Raw genomic sequence first — 21,918 nt, forward strand, 5'->3', positions numbered from 1 at the left:
GCGAAACCGGCCGGCATCGGCCAATCACGGCGCAGCGTTGCACGTCCCGTGCCAGCGGTCGTCACAAATTGCCCATCTTGCGCAGTTCTCTCACCGCGACCGCCAGCGTCATGAAGTCGCTGACGCCGCCGGTCTGCAGTTCCTGCAGGCGACGAATGCCGAACTTGATCTTGTCCGGATCGGCCTGCAGCCAGGAGTCGAGGCGCGCCTCGGCGCCGTCGTTGCCGGACTGCAGCACGCGCGCGGCGATCTTGCGGTGCAGGCGATAGCTGTCCTCGCGCAGGTTCGAACGCGCGAGCGCCTGCCACTTGTTCTGTACCGGGAAGGCGATGATCGTCGACAGCAGCCACAGCATGCCAAGCTTGTCGCCGACCAGGAAATACGCGCGCGCGGCCTCGGCGAGCGGCACCTCGGCGCTGCGCGCGAGCTCGATGATGTCCGGCGCGCTGCCGAGCACCATGGTGTTGGCGAGCTGGTGCGCGAGGCCGACCGGCACGCCGTCGGCGAGCATGGCGGCGACAGCCTTGTCCCAGTCGCCGCGATAGCCCGGCGGCAGCACGTCCGGCAGCAGCGCGGTCAGCGCGTCGATGCCCGCGCCGAAATTCTCCACCGCTTCGTGCACCGGCTTCGCGGTCCAGCGATAGTTGAGCAGCCAGGTCGTGGCGTGCTTCATCAGGCCGATGGCGCGGCCGAACAGGCGCAGCTGCAGCGCGGCCGGCACCTTGCCGTCGAGTTGCTGGATCGGCAGCCAGTAGCGGTCGCCGTCGTAGATCTCGTGGGCGATCGCGTAGGCCTTGACGACCTCGGCGCGCGGCACGCCGTGATCCTCGGCGAAGCGGTGCGCGAAGGCGAAGCCCATGCGGTTGATCACCGCGTTGGCGAGGATGGTCGCCACGATCTCGCGGCGCAGCCGATGCGTGCGCAGCGGCTCGCGATACTGCGAGACCAGCTCGCGCGGGAAATAGGCCAGCAGATCACGTTCGAAGAACGGCTCGTCCGGCACGGTGGACTGCAGCACCGAATCGAACAGCGAGATCTTGCTGTACGACAGCAGCACGGCCAGCTCGGGGCGCGTGAGCCCCTTGTTCTTCGAGCGCCGCTCCTTCAGCGCCTCGTCGTCCGGCAGGAACTCGACCGTGCGGTTGAGATGGCCGTCGCGTTCGAGCGTGCGCATCACGTCGTTGTGCTCGCCGAGCTGATTGACCGCATCGCGCTCGATCAGGCTGATCGCCAGGCTCTGCACGTAGTTGTCCTTGAGCACGGCGTCGGCGATCTCGCCGGTCATGCCGGCCAGCAGCGGATCGCGCGCGGCGCGCGTCAGCCTGCCCTCGTACATCAGGCCGTTGAGCGGAATCTTGATGTTCACCTCGCGGTCCGAGGTGTGCACGCCGGCGGCGTTGTCGATGAAGTCGGTGTTGATGCGGCCGCCCTCGCCGCCGCGGCCCTGCGGCGCGCCGCCGTACAACGAATACTCGATGCGACCGAGCTGCGTGCAGCCGAGATTGCCGCCTTCGCCGACCACCTTGCAGCGCAGCTGCCGGCCGTCGACGCGGATCGCGTCGTTGGCGCGATCGCCGCATTCCTGGTGCGACTGCAGGTGGCTCTTCACGTAAGTGCCGATGCCGCCGTTCCACAGCAGATCGACCGGCGCCAGCAGGATGGCGCGCATCAGCTCCTGCGGCGTCAGGCTCGCCGCCTCGATGCCGAGCGCGCGGCGCGCTTCCTCGGACAGCTTGATCAGCTTGGCGCTGCGCGGCCAGACACCGCCGCCGGCCGAGAGCCTGCTCCTGTCGTAGTCGTCCCAGCTGCTGCGCGGCAGCGCGAACAGGCGCTCGCGCTCGGCGAAGCTCGCTTCCGGATCGGGGTCCGGATCGATGAAGATGTGGCGATGATCGAAGGCGGCGACCAGCTTGGTCTGCCGCGACAGCAGCATGCCGTTGCCGAACACGTCGCCGCTCATGTCGCCGACGCCGACCGCGGTGAACGGCGTGCTCTGGATGTCCGTGCCCAGTTCGCGGAAGTGGCGCTTGACGCTCTCCCACGCGCCCCTCGCCGTGATGCCCATCTTCTTGTGGTCGTAGCCGGCGCTGCCGCCGGAGGCGAAGGCGTCGCCGAGCCAGAAGCCGTATTCGTCGATCGCGAGCTGGTTGGCGATGTCGGAGAACGTCGCCGTGCCCTTGTCGGCGGCGACCACGAGATACGGATCGTCCTCGTCGTGGCGCACCACGTCCGGCGGCGGCACGATGCCGTCGCCGACGCGGTTGTCGGTGAGGTCGAGCAGGCCGCGCAGGAAAACCTTGTAGCACTCGACGCCCTGCCGGGCCCAGGCTTCGCGGTTCGACGGGTCGCCGTTCTTGACGACGAAGCCGCCCTTGGCGCCGACCGGCACGATGATGGCGTTCTTCACCATCTGCGCTTTCATCAGGCCCAGCACCTCGGTGCGGAAATCCTGCTTGCGGTCCGACCAGCGCAGGCCGCCGCGCGCGACGCGGCCGCCGCGCAGATGGATGCCCTCGACCTCCGGCGCGTAGACGAAGATCTCGAACATCGGCAGCGGCGCCGGCAGTTCCGGCACCCGCCTCGGGTCGAGCTTGACCGAGACGTAGCGCTTGGCGCCGCCGTCCCTGTCCTTCTGGAAGTAGTTGGTACGCAGCGCGGCGCGGACCACGCCGGTGTAGGCGCGCAGCACGCGATCGCCGTCGAGCGTCGCCACCTTGTCGAGCGCGTCGTCGAGCGCCTGCGCCAGCTTGATCTCGTCGAAGCGCCGCTGTTCATCCGCCAGCCGCGGATCGAAGCGCGTCTCGAACAGCTGCACCAGCAGCCGCGCGACTGGCGCGTACTCGGCGAGCAGGCGTTCCTGGTAGTCCTGGCTGTACGGCAGGCCGGTCTGGATCAGGTACTTGGTCAGGGTGCGCAGGCAGACGATCTGCCGCGCGTCGAGGCCGGCGAGCAGCACCAGACGGTTGAGGCCGTCGTTCTCGGTGGCGCCGTGCCAGGTCTGCAGGAAGGCGTGCTCGAAGTAGCTGCGCTGCTGCTCGGGCGGCAGCCGGCAATGGCCGGCCAGTTCGACGTGAAACTGCTGCACCCACAGCGGCTCGCCGTCGCGCGGACGGATCTCGTGCGGATCCTGCGAGAGCACGCGCAGGCCGAAGTTCTCCAGCGTCGGCAGCACGTCGGACAAGGGCAGCGGCGCGGCGCGGCAGTAGAGCTTGAGGCCGACCGGCTTCGCGCTGTCGGTGCCGGCCTCGACGATCAGGCGCGGCAGCACGACGTTCGTCGCCGACAGCTGCAGCAGCTGGCGCAGGTCGGCGGCGGCCTCGTCGGCAGCGGTCATCTCCTGGTAGGAGAGCGGAAAGGCGTCGAGGAAACGCGTCAGCTGCAGGCTGTGCGGATCGCGGCGGTTGGCGCGCACGAAGGCGTCGCGCAGCTGTTCGCGCCAGGAGCGGGTCGCCGCCAGCAGGCGGTTCTCGATCTGGGTCGGCGTCAGCGCCAGCTGCGTGCCCGGCGGCGTGCGCACGATGTAGTGGATGCGCGCCATGCCGTGGCGCAGGAATTCGGTGTTGCGGTCCATGCCGCTGCCGCCGCAGGCCGCCATCAGCTCGTGGCCGATGCGGTCGCGCAGCTCGCGCGAGTAGCGTTCGCGCGGCATGAAGACCATGCAGGAGAAGAAGCGGCCGTAGCGGTCGCGGCGCATGAACAGCTTCAGCTGCGCGCGCTCGCGCAGCGCGCGGATGCCCATGCAGAGCTGGAACAGTTCCTCCTCGCTGGACTGGAACAGTTCGTCGCGCGGCAGCTGGTAGAGGATCTCACGCAGATACTTGCCCGAGTGCGAGCCTTCCGGCAGCCGCGAGCGCTGCATGACGTACTCGGCCTTGCGCCGCATCAGCGGGATGTTGCGCGGCCGGTCGATGTAGGCGTCGGCGGAGAACAGGCCGACGAAGCGGCAGGTGCCGGCGACGCTGCCGTCCTCGCGCACGCGCTTGACCGAGACCACGTCGACGAACTCGGCGTGGTGAATGTGCGAGCGGAAATTGCCCTTGGTGATGACCACCAGGCGCGCGGAATCGCTGTATTTGTCAAGCTCTTCGCGCGGCGCGATCAGCGCGTCGGCATCCGCGTAGCGGCGACCCGCGCGCGACAGGCCGAGCGCCGCATCGGGGCGCGTCTCGAAACGGCCCTTGCCGTCGGCGCTGGCGACCACATCGGTTTCGATGCAGCCGAGAAAGGTGAAATGGCCGTCCTCCAGCCAGCGCAGGAACTCGCCGGCTTCGCGCGCGTCGTCGGCCGTCGCGTCGGCCGGCAGCCGTCCGAGCTGCTCGGCGAGTTCGACCGCCTTGGTGCGCATCGCCGAGAAGTCGTCGACGACGCAGCGGATGTCGGCGAGCACGCCGCGCACGGTGTCTTCGAGCGCCGTGTAGTTCGCGGCATTGCTGAAAGCCTCGAACTCGATGTGCACCATCGATTCCGTTTCACCGTCGGCGGCGAGCTCGTGCCACAGCTCGTGCTCGCGCACGACGTGCAGGATCGGATGCACGAGCCAGTCGATCGGCGCGTTGCTGTCGCGGATCGCCATGCTCAGCGAGTCGACGAGAAAAGGCATGTCGTCGACGACCGTTTCCAGGCGCGCCAGACCGCGGCTGTCGTGCGCCGCGAGATCGGCCGGCGGCAGCACGCGCACCAGGGCCTCACCCGGCGCGCGGCGCCGCGCGAACTGGAAGTGGCGCAGCGCCGTGTCGAACAGCTCCTCGGGCGTGCGCATGCGCAGGGTGTCCTGCGAGGCCATCTCGTAATAGGCCCTGACGAAGGGCGCAAAGCCTTCGCGCAGCGCGTCCGGCGCCCGCTCGCGGGCCATGTCCTGCAGGCGTTCAAGCAAGATCGCCTGTTCTTCGACGGCTTCCGGTCTCATGCACGCTCCTCGTCGGCGAGTTGCGCCCGAGTATATGCCCGCATTCGTGAAGCGCCTGCGGTGAAAACCCTCTTGCCCTTCCGCGCCAAAGCTTCAGCGGTCGTCGTTCCGTCCGGCGGCGAAGGCCGAAGATGCTTGACGCGCGGCAAAGATCAGGGGCGCGCCCCGGCATCATCGAGCAGCGCGCGCGTCACGCCGTTGGTCCAGCCGAAGCCGTCCTGCAGGGGATATTCGCCGCCGCTGCCGCCGCCCTGCGCCTCGAGATCGTATTTCTCGACCAGGCGATGCTCGCGCGTGAAGGTGCGCATCACCGTCTGCAGCCAGCGCCGCGCGATCTCGTCGGCGAGCGCGGTCTCGCCGTAGCGGCGCAGGCCGGCGATGGCGATCCACTGCAGCGGCGCCCAGCCGTTCGGGCGATCCCACTGCTGGCCCGTCACCACCGTCGTCGTCGCCAGGCCGCCGGGCAGCAGCAGCCGGGCGCGCACCGTCGTCGCCACCGCGCGCGCCTGTGCCGGCGCGGCGGCGCCGACGAACAGCGGGTACAGCGTCGCGGCGCTGAGCCGGGTGCTGCGCGCATGCCGCTGCCATTGCCAGTCGGCGTAGCAGCCGCAGGCGGCGTCCCACAGCCAGCGGTCCATCGCCGCGCGGCGCACGGCGGCACGCGCGTCGAAGATCTGCATGCAGGCGATGTCCTGCACGCGCGCGCAGCCCTGCGCGATCGCCGTTTCGAGACCGTAGAGCAGGCTGTTGAGATCGACGGCGACCAGCGCCGTCGTCTCGATCGTCGCGAGATTGCGGCCGTCGGCGAACCAGCGCGAGCTGAAGTCCCAGCCGCTCTCCGCCGCCGCGCGCAGATCGCGGTACAGCGCCGGCGCCGGACGCGCGCCCGCCGCCGCCAGCGCCACATCCTCGCGATACGACTCGTCGCGCGGCGCGGCACGCGCGTCCCACCAGCGATTGAGCAGGCTGCCGTCGGGCAGGCGCACGACGTGCTCGGCGGCCGCATCGGCCGGCAGGCCGGCGGCGCCGCGCATCCACCAGGCATGCTCGGCGCGCAGCGCCGGCAGCAGGCGCGCCCAGGCGGCGGCTGGATCGTCGGGCTCGGTCAGCGCCGCCATCAGCCAGAAGAACGGCGGCTGCGAGCGGCTCAGATAGTAGGTGCGCGTGCCGTTGGGGATGTGGCCGTAGCGCGCGACGAGGCCGGCGAAGCCGTCGACCATGGCGTTCACGGTGTCTTCGTGGCCATCGCGCCGCAGGCCCAGCATCGTGAAATACGAATCCCAGTAGTACAGCTCGCGGAAACGGCCGCCGGGCACGACGTGCGGCGTGTCGAAGGCGAGCCGCGAGCCACCGTCGGCCGGCAGCGCCGGACGCAGCAACTGCGGCCACAGCGCGGCGATCTGTGCGCGCAGCGTCCTGGCCGCCGGTGGTGCGTGCGTGGCGGCCTCCTCGGGCAGCGTGAAATGCGCGGCGACGAAGGCACGCAGCGACGCGTCGTCCGGCCGCTGCGCGAGATAGGCGGCGACGATGCGCTCCGGCGACTCGTTCGGCACGGCATCGGCGAAGGTCTTGCTGTCGGCGTAGAGGCCGGCGCGCTGCACGCGGTCGAACAGCTCGCCGTAGCGCTCGGACGGCGGGCGCAGGTCGATCGGCGCATCGGCGCCGCGCGCAACGGCCACGGTGAACAGGATGACGGCGAACGCGGCGCTGCGGGCGATCGGGGCGTGAAGACGCATGGGGGCTTGTCCGGTTGCGATCCATCCCCATGGTAGCGGGCGCGCGTCGGCGGTTGCGGGTGCGTCAGGCACGCGACGCCATTACGATGCACGCCATTCGCAAGGAGCCCGCGTGTCGTCCATCATTTCCGTCCGCGGTCTGAACAAGACCTACGCCTCGGGCTTCGAGGCGCTCAAGAACGTCGATCTCGACATCCGCCGCGGCGAGCTGTTCGCGCTGCTCGGGCCCAACGGTGCCGGCAAGACCACGCTGATCGGCGCGATCTGCGGCATCGTCATTCCAACGCGGGGTACCATCCACGCCGACGGCCACGACATCGCCACCGATTTCCGCGCCGCGCGCGCCAAGATCGGCCTGGTGCCGCAGGAGCTGGCGACCGATGCCTTCGAGACCGTGCGGGCGACGGTGAGCTTCAGCCGCGGCCTGTTCGGCAAGGCCGCGAGTCCGGCTTACATCGAGAAGCTGCTGCGCGATCTCTCGCTGTGGGACAAGAAGGACGCCAAGGTGATGACCTTGTCCGGCGGCATGAAGCGGCGCGTGATGATCGCCAAGGCACTGTCGCACGAACCGACCATCCTCTTCCTCGACGAGCCGACCGCCGGCGTCGACGTCGAGCTGCGCCGCGACATGTGGCAAATGGTGCGCAAGCTGCGCGAGAGCGGCGTCACCATCATCCTCACCACGCACTACATCGAGGAAGCCGAGGAGATGGCCGACCGCATCGGCGTCATCAGCAAGGGCCGGATCCTGCTCGTCGAGGACAAGGCGACGCTGATGGCGCGGCTCGGCAAGAAGCAGCTGACGCTGAACCTGCAGGCGCCGCTGGCGCAGCTGCCGACCGAGCTGTCCGGCCAGCCCGTGGAACTGTCGGCCGACGGCACGGCGCTGACCTACACCTTCGACTCGCAGGGCGAGCAGACCGGCATCGGCACGCTGCTGCGCCGCCTCAACGAGCTGGGCATCGACTTCAAGAGCCTGCAGTCGAGCGAGTCCTCGCTCGAAGACATTTTCGTCAGCCTGGTCCGGGAGCGGGCATGAGCATGAACCTCCACGCGGTGCGCGCGATCTACGGCTTCGAGATGGCGCGCTTCCGGCGCACGCTGATGCAGAGCATCGCCTCGCCGGTGCTGTCGACCTCGCTGTACTTCATCGTCTTCGGCGCGGCGATCGGCTCGCGCATCGGCTCGATCGGCAACGTCAGCTACGGCGCCTTCATCATTCCCGGCCTCGTCATGCTGTCGCTGCTCTCGGAGAGCATCTCCAATGCCTCGTTCGGCATCTACATGCCGAAGTTCACCGGCACCATCTACGAGCTGCTCTCGGCGCCGGTCTCGTACTTCGAGGCGGTGCTCGGCTACGTGGGCGCGGCGGCGACCAAGTCGATGGTCCTCGGCGCGCTGATCCTGGTCACGGCGCGCCTGTTCGTGCCTTACGAAATCCAGCATCCGGTCGCGATGGTCGCGGTTCTGCTGCTGACCGCCGTCACCTTCAGCCTGTTCGGCTTCATCATCGGCGTGTGGGCCGACGGCTTCGAGAAGCTGCAGATCGTGCCGCTGATGGTGATCACGCCGCTGACCTTCCTCGGCGGCAGCTTCTATTCGATCAGCATGCTGTCGCCGTTCTGGCAGAAGGTCGCGCTGTTCAATCCGGTCGTCTACCTGATCAGCGGCTTCCGCTGGAGCTTCTACGGCGTGTCCGACGTCAACATCGGCATCAGCGTCGGCATGACCTTGCTGTTCCTCGTCGTCTGCCTCGCCGTGATCCGCTACATCTTCAAAACGGGTTACCGCCTGCGCAACTAGAGCGCCCTGCACAGCGCCGCGCGGCGGCCGCGCCGGCTTCACTGCAGCTCCACGACCGGCTTGAAGCCGGACCAGATCATGCGTTTGCCGTCGAAAGGCATGGTCTTCGGGGCCCTGCCCTTGCGCAGGCATGGATCGGCCATCACCTTCTTCAGCACGCGGTCACGGTCGCGCCGCGGCTTGTAGACGATCCACGAAAAGAACACGAGTTCACGGACTTGCGCTTCAACGCCTGGGGGAACGAGGTCCACCGGCCCGGCTTCGTCCTCCCGGCACTCGACGTAGTGCAGCGCGCCGTGCTCGAGCCAGATCTTCGCCGCCCTGCGTCGTGCCAGCTTCCTGCAGGCGGCGATGTTTTTCTCCGGCACCGCCAGCAGAAATCCTCGACGCACGCCATGGCGTTCTCCTTCCGCTCCAGGTCCGCGCAGTGTGCGCAGCGCCGGACGCGCCGCAAGCCGCCCTCAGCCTGGCGGCAGGCCGCGCCGCCAGCGCCATCGGCGCCACGGGCAATCGCAGGCGGCGAGCCGGCCGCTACAGTGCGGCATTCCCGATATTCGAGACGCCGATGGCAAGCGAGATCGTGGACGTGCTGATCGTCGGCGCCGGTCTGTCCGGCATCGGCGCGGCGCGTCATCTGCAACTGCATTGTCCCGACCGCAGCTACGCGATCGTCGAGGCGCGCGAGCGCAGCGGCGGCACCTGGGATCTGTTCCGCTATCCGGGCGTCCGCTCGGATTCCGACATGTACACGCTCGGCTACCGCTTCCGGCCCTGGCGGTCGGCCAAGTCGATCGCCGACGGACCGTCGATCCTGCAGTACATCCGCGACACGGCACGCGACTACGGCATCGAGCCGCAGATCCGCTACCAGCATCGCGTCGTGCGCGCCGCCTGGTCCTCAGCCGAGGCGCTGTGGACCGTCACGCTCGAACGCGGCGCGGCGCGCGGGCCGGTGGCGCTGCGCTGCCGCTTCCTGTATTTGTGCAGCGGCTACTACCGCTATGAGGCGGGCTACACGCCCGACTTCCCCGGTCTCGCCGATTTCCGCGGCCGCTTCATCCATCCGCAGCACTGGGACCCGACGACCGAGGTCAACGGCCGGCGCATCGTCGTCATCGGCAGCGGCGCCACCGCGGTGACGCTGGTGCCGGAGCTGGCGAAGCGCGCCGCGCACGTGACGATGCTGCAACGCTCGCCGACCTACGTGGTCTCGCTGCCCGACGAGGACGCCTTCGCCAACGCGCTGCGCGCGCTGCTGCCGGCACGCGCCGCCTACGCCTTCGTGCGCTGGAAGAACGTGCTGCTGGGCCTCGGCTTCTACAAGCTCTGCCGGCGCTTTCCGGAAGCGGTGAAGAAACTGCTGCGCGCCGGCGTGCGCCGCCGGCTCGGCAAGGGCTACGACGTCGACCGGCATTTCTCGCCGAGCTACCGGCCCTGGGACCAGCGCCTGTGCATGGTGCCGAACGGCGATCTGTTCGAAGCCATCCGCAGCGGCCGCGCCAGCGTCTGCACCGATCACATCGAGCGCTTCACCGCCCACGGCATCCACCTGCGCTCCGGCCACACGCTCGACGCCGACATCGTGGTCTCGGCGACGGGCCTGCAGCTGGCCGTGCTCGGCGACGTCCGCTTCGCCGTCGACGGCCGCGACGTCGACCTGGCGAAGACCATGAGCTACAAGGGCATGATGTGCAGCGATCTGCCGAACCTGGCGTTCGCGATCGGCTACACCAATGCCTCGTGGACGCTGAAATGCGACCTCAGCTCCGAGTACGTCTGCCGCCTGCTCAATCACATGCGCCGGCACGGCTACACGCATTGCACGCCGCGCCGCCGCGATCCCGCCGTCACCGAGGAGCCGCTGATCGACTTCTCGTCGGGCTACGTGCGGCGCGCCATCGACGCCTTTCCCAAGCAGGGCTCACGCAAGCCCTGGAAGCTCTACCAGAACTACGTGCTCGATCTGCTGACGCTGCGCCACGGCCGCCTCGACGACGGTGTCATCGAATTCGCGGCGGCGGCCACGCAAGCGTGAAGCGCCGAACGGCAACGGCGGCGCGGCGGCGTGCGGGCCCGCGCCGCCTCGCGCTCACTGCTTCTTGTTCTCCAGCTCCTTGGCGGCGCCGCCGTGCGCCTGCAGCTTCGGCAGCATCTGCATGGCGAAGGATTTCACGTCCGGATCCTTGGCCTTCTTCGCGGTCTGATCGAACAGCGACACCGCTTCCTTGTGCGACGCCACCATCTGCTCGCGATAGTCGTCGTCGAATTCCTTGCCGGCCTTGTCCTCCTGCAAGGTGTCGAGCATCTTCTGATGGCGGCCGAGCAGCGTGGTCGGCAGGGTCACGTTCTTCGACTTCGCCAGCGTCTCCAGCTTCTGTGAGGCCTGCGTGTGGTCGTCGATCATTTTCTGCGCGAACTGCTTGAGCGCCGGGTCGCTGGCCTTGGTCAGCGCGAGCCGGCTCGACGCGACCTCGAACATGTTGGCCGACGCCGCCGATTCGAAGAAGTCCTTCTCGTCGTTCGACATCATCGCTTCGGCAATGCCGGAGGGTTTCATCGGCGGCGGGCTGGACTGCTGCGCGTGCACGTTGGCGACGGCGGACATGCCGAGCAGGCCGGAAGCGGCAATGATGGAAAAGTGGCGCATGGAAATCTCCGGTTGTTCCGAGGAGCCCCGACAGTGCCGCCCGCCCGCTGACTGCGATCTGAACTTTTTTCGCGGCGGCGGGCACGCCGTTTGCCATGGCGGGCGCGCCGCGCGGCGCGCGAGTTCCCGCTGCCGCGGCTCCGCGCGAGCCCACGCACGTCGATCTTGCGCGCGGTATCGCCTTCCGGCCATCGCGCTGGACGCCATGCGCCGTCGCGCCCGACCATGGCGGCGCGCCCGACACAAGACGCCACGGCGGCAACACGTGAAACTCGGATTCGCCATGCCGCACCTGCTGCGACTGAAGGCCGCCTGCCAGCCCTGGGAGGCCGCGGTGACGGGCGCCGACCAGACGCGGCTCGCCCGCCGGGCGGAGCAGCTCGGCTACGCGATGATCGCCGTGCCGGAACACCACATCGTGCCGGCCGCGCACGTCGAGCTGTCGGGCCCGCACTACTTCCACGCCTGCTCGGCGATGTCGTACCTCGCCGGTGCCACGCAAAGCATCCGCGGGCGCTAGAACGAATAGCGCAGTGATGCGCGCAGCTGGCGCGGCTCGACCGGATGGAGATGCACGCGATCCTCATCACCCGCGCTCTCCGGCTCGGTGGCGAGACGCGAAGCGTAGTAGTACGTGATGTCGGCATCCTTCGAATTAAGGACGTTGTACAGATCGAGCGCGATCCGCCACGCGGTCCGCTCGTAGTAGGCGCCGAGGTTGACGACGGTCGTCGGCTTCGATTCGACCCGGCCGCTCTCGATCAGTGGCGCTTTTCCGAAGTGACGCATGCGCACGGTGCCCTTGAACCCGTGGCCAAGGTCGGCGACCGCGCCGGCCGCGAGTACCGTCTTCACCGCATTCGGAATCGAGTCCTCGCCATGCGCGACGCCGCGAAAGCGCGCATCGGTGTAGGCCGACGAGAGATCGAGCGTCAGCCAGTTCAATGGCTGCCAGAAACCGGCGAGCTCGCCGCCATAGCGGCGCGACGCGGCATTGGGCTCCGTCGTGCCCTCGTCGCCGACGAACACCAGCTCGGAATCCAGGTCGAGCCAGAAGCCGACCAGCGTCAGATCGAAACCGCGGCCGTTGTAGCGACCGCCCAGTTCGGCGCCACGCGCGCGCGCCAGGACGTCGACACGCTCGGCGGGCGTTTCCGGATCGCGCGGCTCGACACGAATGGTCGCGCCGCGCACGTCGTTCGAATGAAAACCCTCGCCATAGTTTGCGTACAGCTCGGTGCGTTCCCCGCATTGCCAGGCCAGCGCGATCTTCGGCGACACCATGCCGCTCGAACCGCTGCCGCTGTTCAGCGGCTGCAGAGCGTCGTCGACCGTGTACTGATAGAGATCGCCGCGCAGGCCGAGCACCGCGCGCAGCGTCGGCGTCAGGTGAATCTGCGCATCGGTGTAAATCCCGATGCTGAACTCATCGACGGCGTCCTGCCGCAGCGTGCCGGTCTTGCGCGCGGCGACGGTGTCGTAGAGGCCGACCTTGGCGATGTCGTCATAGCGCGTGTCGCCGCCGACGCGCAACTGCACCGGCAGACCCGCCACATCGACCTCCCAGTGATGCGCGAGCGCACCGCCGAAGATCGAACGCTGGTCCTGCTGCTCGAACTCGTCGCCGTTGAGCGGATCGTCGAGGTAGTAGGTGAAGTTGGAGACGAGGCTGAGCCGGTAGTGCAGCGCGTAGACATTCAGGTCGGTGTCGCCGAAGCGCATCTCGCTGGCCAGCGCGACACGCGAAGTCTGGCCGCCGAGAGCGGGGTCGACGTAGCCGTAGCGCGAGATTTCGCCGGACTCGATTGCCGCGAGCGGCACCTGATCGGTCGAATCCCAGCGGTTGTCGTAGACGCTGAGGGCGAGATTCCAGTAATGATCGCCGCTGCCGCGGCTGTACTTGATGAGGCCGTTGAGCTTCTTCAGCTTCTCATCGAGCACCCACGGCCCGTCGACGGTCGAGGCTTCGCCGCCGATCAGCAGCGTGCCGTCGCCGAGCGGTGTGCTGCCGGCCGCGAGGCCACGGTAGTAGCCATATTCGCCGATCGTGGCTTCGATGAACGAACGCGGCAGCGCGTCGTAGGTCTTGAAGTGCGCGGTGCCGGCGGCGCTGAAATCGCCGACGTCGGCGAAGTACGAACCTTTGCGGTATTCGACCTTCTCGACCAGCTCGGGAATCAGGAAGTTGAAGTCCATGTAACCCTGGCCGTGACCATGCGTGCGCAGGTTGACCGGAATGCCGTCGACGAAGCCGGCGAAGTCGGTGCCGTGGTCGAGATTGAAGCCGCGCAGGAAATATTGATTGGCCTTGCCTTCGCCGGAGTGCTGTGTCGCGATCATGCCGGGAATCACTTCCATCAGCTCGCCAACCCGCGAGATCGGGCGGTCCTGGAAGTCGGCGTAACCGACGATGCCCTGCGAACCGGACTGCGCGCTGCCGACCAGATCGAACGCGCGGCCCCACACCGTCATTTGGGCCGGATCGTCGGACGCGGAGAAGGCCGTGTCCGCCTCGCCATGGGCCAGCGACGGCGCCACGCAGGCGCCCGACAACAACAGCGAAAGGCCAGTTCTGCGCAGCATCATCCGCACCGGAAGTCATCAGTCCGGCTGTAGTACGGTTTTTCGAAGCGCATGAACATACGTCGTTCACCCACCGTCGGCGAGCCGACGGCTTCGCCTGCCGTACCCGCAGATCGACGCGGCATGGAGCTCTCGAATCTTTTAAGCAGGCTCGGCATCTTCTCGTCCTTTGGACGCAAAAAAGCCCGCACTTGGCGGGCTTTTTTGCCGACGTCCTCCAGATTTTCACCTGGCGACCACTTATTGGCGGAGAGGGTGGGATTCGAACCCACGGTACGCTATAAACGTACGCCTGATTTCGAGTCAGGTACATTCAACCACTCTGCCACCTCTCCGAACTCGATCTGGCTGCTTGCAGAAGGCTGATCGCAGCGAGCCCGCCGGGCGTGACCGGGCGACGCGTGCGAGAAACCGTTTGTGCTAGCGTGGCGTCCAATCGGCCGCCGAGCCAAGACCGACATTGTAAATGAACCTGGGCGCAACGCCTACCACCCCCGCGCAAGAATCCGGGCCGGGCGGCCTGCATTGGGCGCGCCTGGCGTTGCTGTGCGGGCTGTTCGCCCTGTTCGCCGTGCTGGGCACCTGCTCGCCGCGACATTCGACCCTGGACGAGGTGCGCACGCTCGGCGTGCTGCGCGTCGCCACGATCAACAGCCCGACGGTCTACTACATCGGCCCCGACGGCCATCCGATCGGCTTCGAATACGACCTGTTGAAGGCGTTCACCGATCGTCTCGGTATACAGCTCGAACTGGTCGTGGCGACGACGCCGGCGGCGGCCATCGATCTGGTCCGCCAGGGCGCGGCGCAGATCGCGGCAGCCAGCATCACGATCACGGAAGGACGGCTGCAGCAGGTGCGCTTCTCGCGCCCCTTGCTGCAGGTCGCGCCGATGCTCGTCTATCGCCGCGGCCAGCCGCGACCCCGGGATCTGGGCGAGCTGCACGGCGAGCTGCGCGTCGTCAAAGGCAGTGCGCCGGCGGAAATCCTCGCCGCCGCGCAGAAACGCGCGTACCCGCAGCTGCGCTGGTCGGAAACCGAGGACGATGTCGCCGAAGAACTGCTGTATCAGGTCGCGCAGGGCACGCTCGACTACACGATCGTCAATTCCGACCTGCTGGCGATCAACCAGCGCTACTACCCCAACCTCGACACGGCATTCGCGGTCGCCGGCGCGCAGGACGTGGCCTGGGCGTTCCGCAAGGATCACGACCACAGCCTCAGCGACGAGGTGGAGAAATTCCTGGCGACGCTCGATCCGGGCGAGTTCGCGCGCATCAAGGACCGCTACTTCGGCCACGTCGAGCAGATCGACTCGCTCGGCGCGCTGACCCTGGCGACGCACGTCGACACGCGCCTGTCGCGCTACCGTGCGCTGTTCCAGAAGGCCGGCGACAAGACCGGGCTGGACTGGCGCCTGCTCGCGGCGATCGGCTATCAGGAGTCGCACTGGGATTCCGACGCGACGAGCCCGACCGGCGTGCGCGGCATCATGCAGCTGACCAACGACACGGCGGATTTCCTGCGGCTCAGCGATCGCGAGGATCCGGGGCAGAGCATCGCGGGCGGCGCGCGCTACTTCAAGCAGATCGCCGACCAGCTGCCGACCGACATCCCCGAACCGGACCGCACCTGGATGGCGCTGGCGGCTTACAACATGGGCGTCGGTCATCTGTTCGACGCGCGCATTCTCACGCAGAAGAACGGCGGCGATCCCAACCGCTGGGTCGACGTGCGCAAGTCGCTGCCGCTGCTCTCGCAGCCGCGCTGGTACATGCAGACCAAGCACGGCTACGCCCGCGGCCATCAGGCGGCGATCTACGTCGGCAACATCCGCTCGTACTACGACATGCTGGTGTGGATCACGCGCGACAAGGATGCCGAGCCGCAGACCGCGCTCGAAGCCGCCGAAGAGCAGAAAAAGGACGAAGCGCGCGACGAGGCGGAGAAGAATCCGCTGAACATCAACTCGCCGGTCTTCTGACCGCGACGCGGCTCAATCGTCCGCCAGCGCCTGGCCCGGGAACAGCACGTCCTGGAAGCCGAAGCGCGTGAAGTCGCGGATCCGCATCGGATAGAGAATGCCGTCGAGATGGTCGCACTCGTGCTGGACGACGCGGGCGTGAAAGCCCTCGGAGACGCGGTCGATCGGCGCGCCTTCCATGTCGAAGCCCTGGTACCGCAGTCGGCGGTGGCGCGGCACGACGCCACGCAGGCCCGGCACCGACAGGCACCCTTCCCAGCCATCCTCCATCTCGTCGGACAGCGGCGTCAGCACCGGATTGACGAGGATGGTCTCCGGCACCGGCGGCGCGTCCGGATAGCGGGCATTGGCGGCGAACCCGAAGATGACGACGCGCAGATTGACGCCGATCTGCGGCGCCGCCAGCCCGGCGCCGTTCAGATGCCGCATCGTGTCGAACAGATCGCCGACCAGCGCGCGCAGTTCCGGCGTCGCGAAGGCGCGCACCGGCTCGGCAATCCGCAGCAGCCGCGCGTCGCCCATCTTCAGTACGTCGCGAATCACTTCAGCCTCAGGCGCTCGACGACGCGGCCCTGCCGCAGATGCTGCTCAATGATCTCGTCGACATCCTCCTCATCGACGTAGGTGTACCAGACACCTTCGGGATAGACGACGATGCACGGTCCTTCCTCGCAACGGTCCAGGCAGCCGGCCTGATTGATCCGCACCTTGCCGGCGCCGGACAGGCCGAGCGCCTTCACGCGCTGCTTGGCGTAGTCGCGCACGCGGTCGGCGCCCTTGTCGGCGCAGCAGGTGCGCTCGCCGGGCGGGCGGCGGTTGCCGCAGAAAAAAACGTGGTGCTCGTAGTACTGGGACATGGGTCGGCTCGTTTGCTCGATCAGCTCTTCTTCTTGCCGAACTCGTAGCTCAGCGTCACCGCGGTTTCGGTATCCGTCGACTTGGTCTCGGGCGCCGTGTTCGAATTGTTCTTGACGGTGTACGAGAGATTGGCAAACAGGCTGCCGATGATCGCCAGCTTCAGCTGGCTCACCGATTCCGTATACGTATTGTTCTCGCCGGCTTCCACCTTCAGCGCCTCGAGAAAGGTCGCGGTCGGCGAGATGTTCCACTGATACTTGGCCGCGGCGCGGCCGATGAAGTCGTTCTCACGCTCGCGCGGCTGGTCGTTGGTCTGCTGCTGGCGCGCACCGGCGCCGATTTCCAGATCGAGCAGGTGCGCCGGGCCGGTCAGCACATGACGGCCATAGCCGGCCGTCTCGGACGTGCGCTCGCGAATCGCGGCGAACAGATCCTTGTTCCACTCGAGCGCCACGAAGGCGTAGTCGCGCGGCGTGAAGTTGTAGTCGAGCTGCTCCGTCGCCAGGTAGCTCTCCGCCGAACTCACATCGTCCGCGTAGGTGCTGACAGCGGCGGCGGCCACGGTATTCTTCCAGCGGTCGGCGGCATAGACGAGGCTGCCCTTGGCGTTGACCGAACTCGTCTTGGAGTTGCCGGTGGTCGCCAGATAGCCGAGGGCGAAATCGCCGGACCACGGTTCGGCCCGGGCGATGGCCGGCGCGGCGGCGAGCGCGGCCAGGATGCAGGCCGACTTGATGTTCTTCATGCGCGATGATTCTCCGGATTAGGGGGCTTGCGGATGAGGGCCTATTATTGGCGACGATGATCGAAGCGCAACCCGGTACGACGTTCCCCATCGCGAAGGCGGACCTTTGCGTGAAGTGCGGCCTGTGCCTGCCGCACTGCCCGACCTATCAGGAAACACGCAACGAAGCGGATTCGCCGCGCGGCCGCATTGCACTGATGCAGGGTCTGGCGGGCCACGCCGTCGACTGGTCGCCGCGCCTGCGGGATCACCTTGAAGGCTGCCTGGGCTGCCGCAGCTGCGAGCGCGTCTGCCCGGCCACGGTGCCGTACGGCGAACTGATCGACGCCGGTCGCGCCCTGCTCCGGCAGCGCGATGCCGGCGCGTCGTGGCTGACGCGCGCGCTGTCGCCGTGGCTGGTGTCGCGGCGGCGGCGACGTATCGCTCGCGGCCTCCTGCAGCTGTATCGCTACAGCGGCCTGCAGTCCTTCCTCGGCGCGCTCGGCGCGCCGCGCTGGCCGGGTGTCGGGCGCTGGCTGTCGCTCGTGCCGCGCGCGGACCGACCGATTCCCGTCGCCAGCCACGCGGCCGCGCGGCGCGGCAGGCGCGTGCAGCTCTTTCGCGGCTGCGTCGGCGACATCGCCGATACCGCGACGCTGCACACCATCCACGACTTGCTCGAACGCTGCGGCTTCACGGTCGACGAGCCCGAGGCGCAGACCTGCTGCGGGGCGCTGCATCAGCACGCCGGCGAGCCACGGGCCGCCGCATCGCTGTGCCGCGCCAATATCGCCGCCTTCCAGGGCGACGACACGGTGCTTTACGCGGCGAGCGGCTGCGGCGCGACGCTGCGCGAGTACGGCCTCATCGAGGGCAGCGACGACGCGCGCCGCTTTGCGGCGCGCGTCCACGACCCGCATCGCTTCCTCGTCGAACACTGGCCCGAGCATGTCGCGCTGCGGCCGCTGGCGGCGCGCGTGGCCGTGCATCTGCCCTGCACGCAGCGCAACGTCACCGGCGGCGGCGATGCCATCATGCAGCTGCTCGGCAAGATTCCGCAGCTGACATGCGAAGCGCTCGATGCGCAGCACGGCTGCTGCGGCGCCGCCGGCACGTACTTCCTGTCGCAGCCGGAAATGGCGGACCGTCTGCTCGAGCACAAGCTCGATGCGCTGGCCGCGTCAAGGCCGGACTACCTCGTCAGCAGCAACATCGGCTGCACTCTGCACATCGCGGCCGGCCTGCGCCGGCGCGGGCTCAATGTGCCGGTTCTGCATCCACTGGCGCTGCTGGCACGACAGTGGCCGAGTGATACGTGAGCGCGGCGTCGATGCGCAGCATCAGCAGTTCGGCGAGCTGGCTCTGGATGAACTCGCGCAGGCGCTGCTCCTCGACTTCCTTGGCGAGCACCTGCTGCGGATCGAAGCTGTAGTCGCGGGTGGCGACCAGATCGCCCGGCGTCACCAGCGTGGTGGCGCCGCGAAACACTTCGTAGTGCACGCGCGTGACCAGGCGGAATTCGTTCGCCTTGCCGTCGGTGCCGATCGACAGCACCTCGCGCGTTTCCTCCAGCTTGGTCAGGCGGATCGTCGTGACCTTGCTGTCGGCCTGATTGATGACGGTCGCGCCGCGACGCTGCAGGATCGCGCGCAGCTGCGTCTCGACCGGCGGTTCCGTGACCGTGTACTGCATGACGGTGTCGACGTAGACCTTGCGCAGATCGTCGGACAGCGGCCGCCGGCCGGCGAGATGGAACCCGCAGGCCGTCAGCAGCAGCGGCAGTATCAGGAGGCAGGCGCGCATGTCACACCATGAGATTGACGAGCTTGCCGGGGTGAGCCGGAACAGATGCGAATGCCTTGAATGGCATTCGCACCCGGCGAACGGGCGGCCATGGACGGCCGCCCTGGGGTTCGATCAGGAGACACGGTCGCGCCACGGATGGCCTCCTAGATCACAAGGTTGACGAGCTTGCCGGGCACCACGATCTGCTTCTTGATCGCCTGTCCGGCAATGAATTTGGCGACGGCCGCGTCGGCGAGCGCCGCGGCGATGATCGCGTCCTTGTCGGCGCCAGCCGGCACGCTGATGTTGCCGCGCAGCTTGCCGTTGACCTGCACGACCAGCGTGATCTGGTCGCGCACCAGCGCCGCTTCGTCGACCTGCGGCCAGCGCTGCGCGAGCAGATCCGCGCTGCCGCTCAAGGCCTGCCAGAGCGCGTGCGCGACGTGCGGCACGATCGGCTGCAGCATCAGCGTCACCGCTTCCCAAATCTCTTGCTGCAGCGCGCGCCCCGGCGGCGTAATGTCCTCGGTGCGCGTCGCCTCGTTCATCAGTTCCATGATCGCGGCGATGGCGGTGTTGAACGTGCGGCGGCGGCCGTAGTCGTCGCCGACCTTGGCGATGGTCTCGTGCAGCTTGCGGCGCAGGGCCTTCTGCGCGTCGTTCAATGCCGCCTTGTCGAGCGCCGGCGCCGGACCGGCTTCGACATGCGCCTGCACCGCGCGCCACAGGCGCTTGAGGAAGCGCGAGGCGCCTTCGACGCCGTCGTCGCGCCATTCGAGTGATTGTTCCGGCGGCGCAGCGAACATCGCGAACAGGCGCACGGTATCGGCGCCGTACTGGTCGATCAGCGCCTGCGGATCGACGCCGTTGTTCTTCGACTTCGACATCTTCTCGACGCCGCCGATGACGACCGGCAGGCCGTCGCTCTTCAGCCTGGCGGCGACCGGCTGCGCCTTGGCGTCCAGTTCGAGTTCGACGTCGGCGGGATTGATCCAGAGCTTCTTGCCCGAGGCGTCCTCGCGGTAGTAGGTCTCCTTGACGACCATGCCCTGCGTCAGAAGATTGGTGAACGGCTCGTCGCTCGTCACCATGCCCTCGTCGCGCATCAGCTTGTGGAAGAAGCGCGCGTACAGCAGGTGCAGGATGGCGTGCTCGATGCCGCCGATGTACTGATCGACGGGCAGCCAGTAGTTGGCGCGCGCGTCGAGCATTTCGTTCGCGTTGTCCGGGCAGGCGTAGCGCGCGAAGTACCAGCTCGATTCCATGAAGGTGTCGAAGGTGTCGGTCTCGCGCTCGGCCGGGCCACCGCATTGCGGGCAGACGCACTTGCGCCACTCGGGATCGGCCTTGATCGGCGATTGCACGCCGGTGAAAGCGACATCTTCCGGCAGCACGACCGGCAGCTGGTCTTCCGGCACCGGCACCGCGTCGCACTTCGCACAGTAGACGACCGGAATCGGGCAACCCCAGTAGCGCTGGCGCGAGACGCCCCAGTCGCGCAGGCGGAAATTGACGCGGCGCTTGCCGGTGCCGGCCTTCTCGAAACGCGCGGTGATGGCCTCGAAGGCCTGCTCGAAGTTCAGGCCGCTGTATTCGCCGGAATGAATCAGCACGCCATGCTCGGTCATGCAGGCCGAGCGGATCGCTTCGAGTTCCTTCAGCAGCGGCTGCTTGGCCGGCGCATTGACGAAATCGTCCTCGTCGGACAGATCGCCGAGCGTCGCCATGCGCTGCATCAGCTCGGCCTCCTTCGCGCCGCAGATCACCTGCTTGATCGGCAGACCGTACTTCGTCGCGAACTCGAAGTCGCGCTCGTCATGCGCCGGCACCGCCATGACGGCGCCGGTGCCGTAGCCCATCAGCACGAAGTTGGCAGCCCACACCGGCACCTTCTCGCCGGTGATCGGATGGATCGCGGAAATGCCGAGCGGCATGCCGCGCTTCTCCATCGTCTCCATGTCCGCTTCGGCCACGCCGCTGCGACCGGCGTCCTTGAGGAAGGCCGCCAGCTGCGGATTGTTCGCGGCCGCCTTCTGCGCCAGCGGATGCTCGGCGGCGACGGCCACGTAGGTCACGCCCATCAGCGTGTCGGGGCGCGTGGTGTAGACCGTCAGCGGCTCATCGTTTTCGATCGGGAACTGCAGCTCCAGGCCTTCCGAGCGGCCGATCCAGTTGCGCTGCATGGTCTTGACCGCTTCCGGCCAGCCGCTGAGCTTGTCGAGATCGTCGAGCAGCTCCTGCGCGTAGGCAGTGATCTTCAGGAACCACTGCGGAATTTCCTTGCGCTCAACCAGCGCGCCGGAACGCCAGCCACGGCCATCGACGACCTGCTCGTTGGCGAGCACCGTCTGGTCGACCGGGTCCCAGTTGACGACCGAGTTCCTGCGGTAGACGAGCCCCTTCTTCATCAGCCGCGTGAACAGCAGCTGCTCCCAGCGGTAGTACTGCGGCGTGCAGGTGGCCAGCTCACGCGACCAGTCGTAGGCGAAGCCCAGGCGCTTCAGCTGGCCGCGCATGTACTCCATGTTGGCGTAGGTCCACGTCGCCGGCTGCGTGTTGTTGGCGATCGCCGCGTTCTCGGCCGGCAGGCCGAAAGCGTCGAAGCCGATCGGCTGCAGCACGTTCTTGCCGAGCATGCGCTGGTAGCGTGAGATCACGTCGCCGATCGTGTAGTTGCGCACGTGCCCCATGTGCAGCTTGCCCGAAGGGTACGGGAACATCGACAGGCAGTAGTACTTCTCGCGGCCCGGCTCCTCCTTCACTTCAAAGGAACGGTTCTCGGCCCAGAACGCCTGGGCGGCCTGCTCGACGGGGGATGGCTGGTACGGCTCGGACATGGAAGCGGCGGCGCTGGAATTCAAAAGAGCGACAGTTTATCAGCCGTTTGCCGGC

General features: G+C 67.7%; 15 protein-coding genes, 1 tRNA gene and 1 pseudogene. 6 read left to right on the forward strand and 11 right to left on the reverse strand.

Annotated elements, in window-relative coordinates; translation table 11 throughout:
- Positions 1-61: 61 nt before the first annotated feature.
- Positions 62-4,906: an NAD-glutamate dehydrogenase gene (locus K344_RS0105580; protein WP_028079829.1), complete on the reverse strand. Its 4,845-nt coding sequence runs from the start codon at positions 4,904-4,906 to the stop codon at positions 62-64.
- Positions 4,907-5,058: 152 nt separating this feature from the next.
- Positions 5,059-6,642 carry an alpha,alpha-trehalase TreF gene (treF, locus tag K344_RS0105585; RefSeq protein WP_028079830.1) on the reverse strand — a complete coding sequence of 528 codons (1,584 nt, stop codon included), beginning with the start codon at positions 6,640-6,642 and terminating at the stop codon, positions 5,059-5,061.
- Positions 6,643-6,754: 112 nt separating this feature from the next.
- Here treF and K344_RS0105590 point away from each other — a divergent pair, with 112 nt between their 5' ends.
- Positions 6,755-7,681: an ABC transporter ATP-binding protein gene (locus tag K344_RS0105590; protein ID WP_028079831.1), complete on the forward strand. Its 927-nt coding sequence runs from the start codon at positions 6,755-6,757 to the stop codon at positions 7,679-7,681.
- Between the two features lie 2 nt (positions 7,682-7,683).
- A complete protein-coding gene (locus K344_RS0105595; protein ID WP_028079832.1) occupies positions 7,684-8,445 on the forward strand; it encodes an ABC transporter permease in 762 nt (253 codons plus the stop codon).
- A gap of 38 nt (positions 8,446-8,483) precedes the next feature.
- On the opposite strand, the gene K344_RS0105600 is transcribed toward K344_RS0105595, so the two are convergent.
- Entirely contained in the window at positions 8,484-8,837 is a 354-nt protein-coding gene (locus K344_RS0105600) for a DUF1428 domain-containing protein (RefSeq protein ID WP_028079833.1), read from the reverse strand.
- Between the two features lie 173 nt (positions 8,838-9,010).
- Between K344_RS0105600 and K344_RS0105605 the strand changes: the two genes are divergently transcribed.
- Positions 9,011-10,480: a flavin-containing monooxygenase gene (locus K344_RS0105605; RefSeq protein ID WP_028079834.1), complete on the forward strand. Its 1,470-nt coding sequence runs from the start codon at positions 9,011-9,013 to the stop codon at positions 10,478-10,480.
- 54 nt (positions 10,481-10,534) lie between these two features.
- On the opposite strand, the gene K344_RS0105610 is transcribed toward K344_RS0105605, so the two are convergent.
- Complete coding sequence (locus K344_RS0105610) at positions 10,535-11,092, reverse strand: DUF4142 domain-containing protein (RefSeq protein WP_028079835.1); 558 nt, start codon at positions 11,090-11,092, stop codon at positions 10,535-10,537.
- A 265-nt stretch (positions 11,093-11,357) separates the two neighbouring features.
- Between K344_RS0105610 and K344_RS0105615 the strand changes: the two are divergent.
- A pseudogene (locus K344_RS0105615) lies at positions 11,358-11,603 on the forward strand (LLM class flavin-dependent oxidoreductase); the annotation flags it as partial.
- Positions 11,604-11,608: 5 nt separating this feature from the next.
- Here K344_RS0105615 and K344_RS0105620 read toward each other — a convergent pair.
- The gene (locus K344_RS0105620; protein ID WP_157622787.1) at positions 11,609-13,675 is read right to left on the reverse strand and encodes a TonB-dependent receptor; all 2,067 of its coding nucleotides are present in this window, start codon (positions 13,673-13,675) and stop codon (positions 11,609-11,611) included.
- 244 nt (positions 13,676-13,919) lie between these two features.
- Positions 13,920-14,010, reverse strand: a tRNA-Ser gene (locus K344_RS0105625).
- 131 nt (positions 14,011-14,141) lie between these two features.
- On the opposite strand from K344_RS0105625, the gene mltF reads away from it, so the two are divergent.
- Entirely contained in the window at positions 14,142-15,659 is a 1,518-nt protein-coding gene (gene mltF / locus K344_RS0105630; protein ID WP_028079838.1) for a membrane-bound lytic murein transglycosylase MltF, read from the forward strand.
- Between the two features lie 12 nt (positions 15,660-15,671).
- Here the strand turns inward: mltF and def are convergent, their stop codons facing one another.
- Genes def through K344_RS0105645 form a run of 3 tightly spaced genes read right to left on the reverse strand, consistent with a single transcriptional unit; the run spans position 15,672 to position 17,262 of the window.
- A complete protein-coding gene (gene def / locus K344_RS0105635; protein WP_028079839.1) occupies positions 15,672-16,202 on the reverse strand; it encodes a peptide deformylase in 531 nt (176 codons plus the stop codon).
- Positions 16,199-16,516 (reverse strand): (2Fe-2S) ferredoxin domain-containing protein, encoded by a 318-nt coding sequence (locus K344_RS0105640; RefSeq protein WP_028079840.1) that lies wholly within the window; start codon positions 16,514-16,516, stop codon positions 16,199-16,201. Before K344_RS0105640 ends, def begins: the two co-directional genes overlap by 4 nt.
- Positions 16,517-16,536: 20 nt before the next feature.
- The gene (locus K344_RS0105645; RefSeq protein ID WP_051361929.1) at positions 16,537-17,262 is read right to left on the reverse strand and encodes a DUF481 domain-containing protein; all 726 of its coding nucleotides are present in this window, start codon (positions 17,260-17,262) and stop codon (positions 16,537-16,539) included.
- 110 nt (positions 17,263-17,372) lie between these two features.
- Here K344_RS0105645 and K344_RS0105650 point away from each other — a divergent pair, with 110 nt between their 5' ends.
- Positions 17,373-18,560: a (Fe-S)-binding protein gene (locus K344_RS0105650; RefSeq protein WP_211234475.1), complete on the forward strand. Its 1,188-nt coding sequence runs from the start codon at positions 17,373-17,375 to the stop codon at positions 18,558-18,560.
- On the opposite strand, the gene K344_RS0105655 is transcribed toward K344_RS0105650, so the two are convergent.
- Together K344_RS0105655 and leuS are read right to left on the reverse strand one after the other, a co-directional pair.
- Positions 18,499-19,044 (reverse strand): LPS-assembly lipoprotein LptE, encoded by a 546-nt coding sequence (locus K344_RS0105655; protein ID WP_043113845.1) that lies wholly within the window; start codon positions 19,042-19,044, stop codon positions 18,499-18,501. The genes K344_RS0105650 and K344_RS0105655 overlap by 62 nt on opposite strands.
- A 146-nt stretch (positions 19,045-19,190) precedes the next feature.
- On the reverse strand, positions 19,191-21,863 hold the full coding sequence (gene leuS, locus K344_RS0105660; protein ID WP_028079844.1) for a leucine--tRNA ligase: 2,673 nt from the start codon (positions 21,861-21,863) through the stop codon (positions 19,191-19,193).
- Positions 21,864-21,918 lie beyond the last annotated feature (55 nt).

Origin of the sequence: Solimonas soli DSM 21787, assembly GCF_000474945.1 — a bacterium.
Classification (GTDB): domain Bacteria; phylum Pseudomonadota; class Gammaproteobacteria; order Nevskiales; family Nevskiaceae; genus Solimonas; species Solimonas soli.

Bases quoted from the DNA above. Each gene is read 5' to 3' on its own strand.
- K344_RS0105620 (WP_157622787.1), bottom strand. From the start codon at position 13,675: ATGCTGCGCAGAACTGGCCTTTCGCTGTTGTTGTCGGGCGCCTGCGTG.
- mltF (WP_028079838.1), top strand. From the start codon at position 14,142: ATGAACCTGGGCGCAACGCCTACCACCCCCGCGCAAGAATCCGGGCCG.
- K344_RS0105640 (WP_028079840.1), bottom strand. From the start codon at position 16,516: ATGTCCCAGTACTACGAGCACCACGTTTTTTTCTGCGGCAACCGCCGC.
- K344_RS0105595 (WP_028079832.1), top strand. From the start codon at position 7,684: ATGAACCTCCACGCGGTGCGCGCGATCTACGGCTTCGAGATGGCGCGC.
- K344_RS0105610 (WP_028079835.1), bottom strand. From the start codon at position 11,092: ATGCGCCACTTTTCCATCATTGCCGCTTCCGGCCTGCTCGGCATGTCC.
- K344_RS0105605 (WP_028079834.1), top strand. From the start codon at position 9,011: ATGGCAAGCGAGATCGTGGACGTGCTGATCGTCGGCGCCGGTCTGTCC.
- treF (WP_028079830.1), bottom strand. From the start codon at position 6,642: ATGCGTCTTCACGCCCCGATCGCCCGCAGCGCCGCGTTCGCCGTCATC.
- K344_RS0105655 (WP_043113845.1), bottom strand. From the start codon at position 19,044: ATGCGCGCCTGCCTCCTGATACTGCCGCTGCTGCTGACGGCCTGCGGG.
- K344_RS0105645 (WP_051361929.1), bottom strand. From the start codon at position 17,262: ATGAAGAACATCAAGTCGGCCTGCATCCTGGCCGCGCTCGCCGCCGCG.
- leuS (WP_028079844.1), bottom strand. From the start codon at position 21,863: ATGTCCGAGCCGTACCAGCCATCCCCCGTCGAGCAGGCCGCCCAGGCG.
- K344_RS0105580 (WP_028079829.1), bottom strand. From the start codon at position 4,906: ATGAGACCGGAAGCCGTCGAAGAACAGGCGATCTTGCTTGAACGCCTG.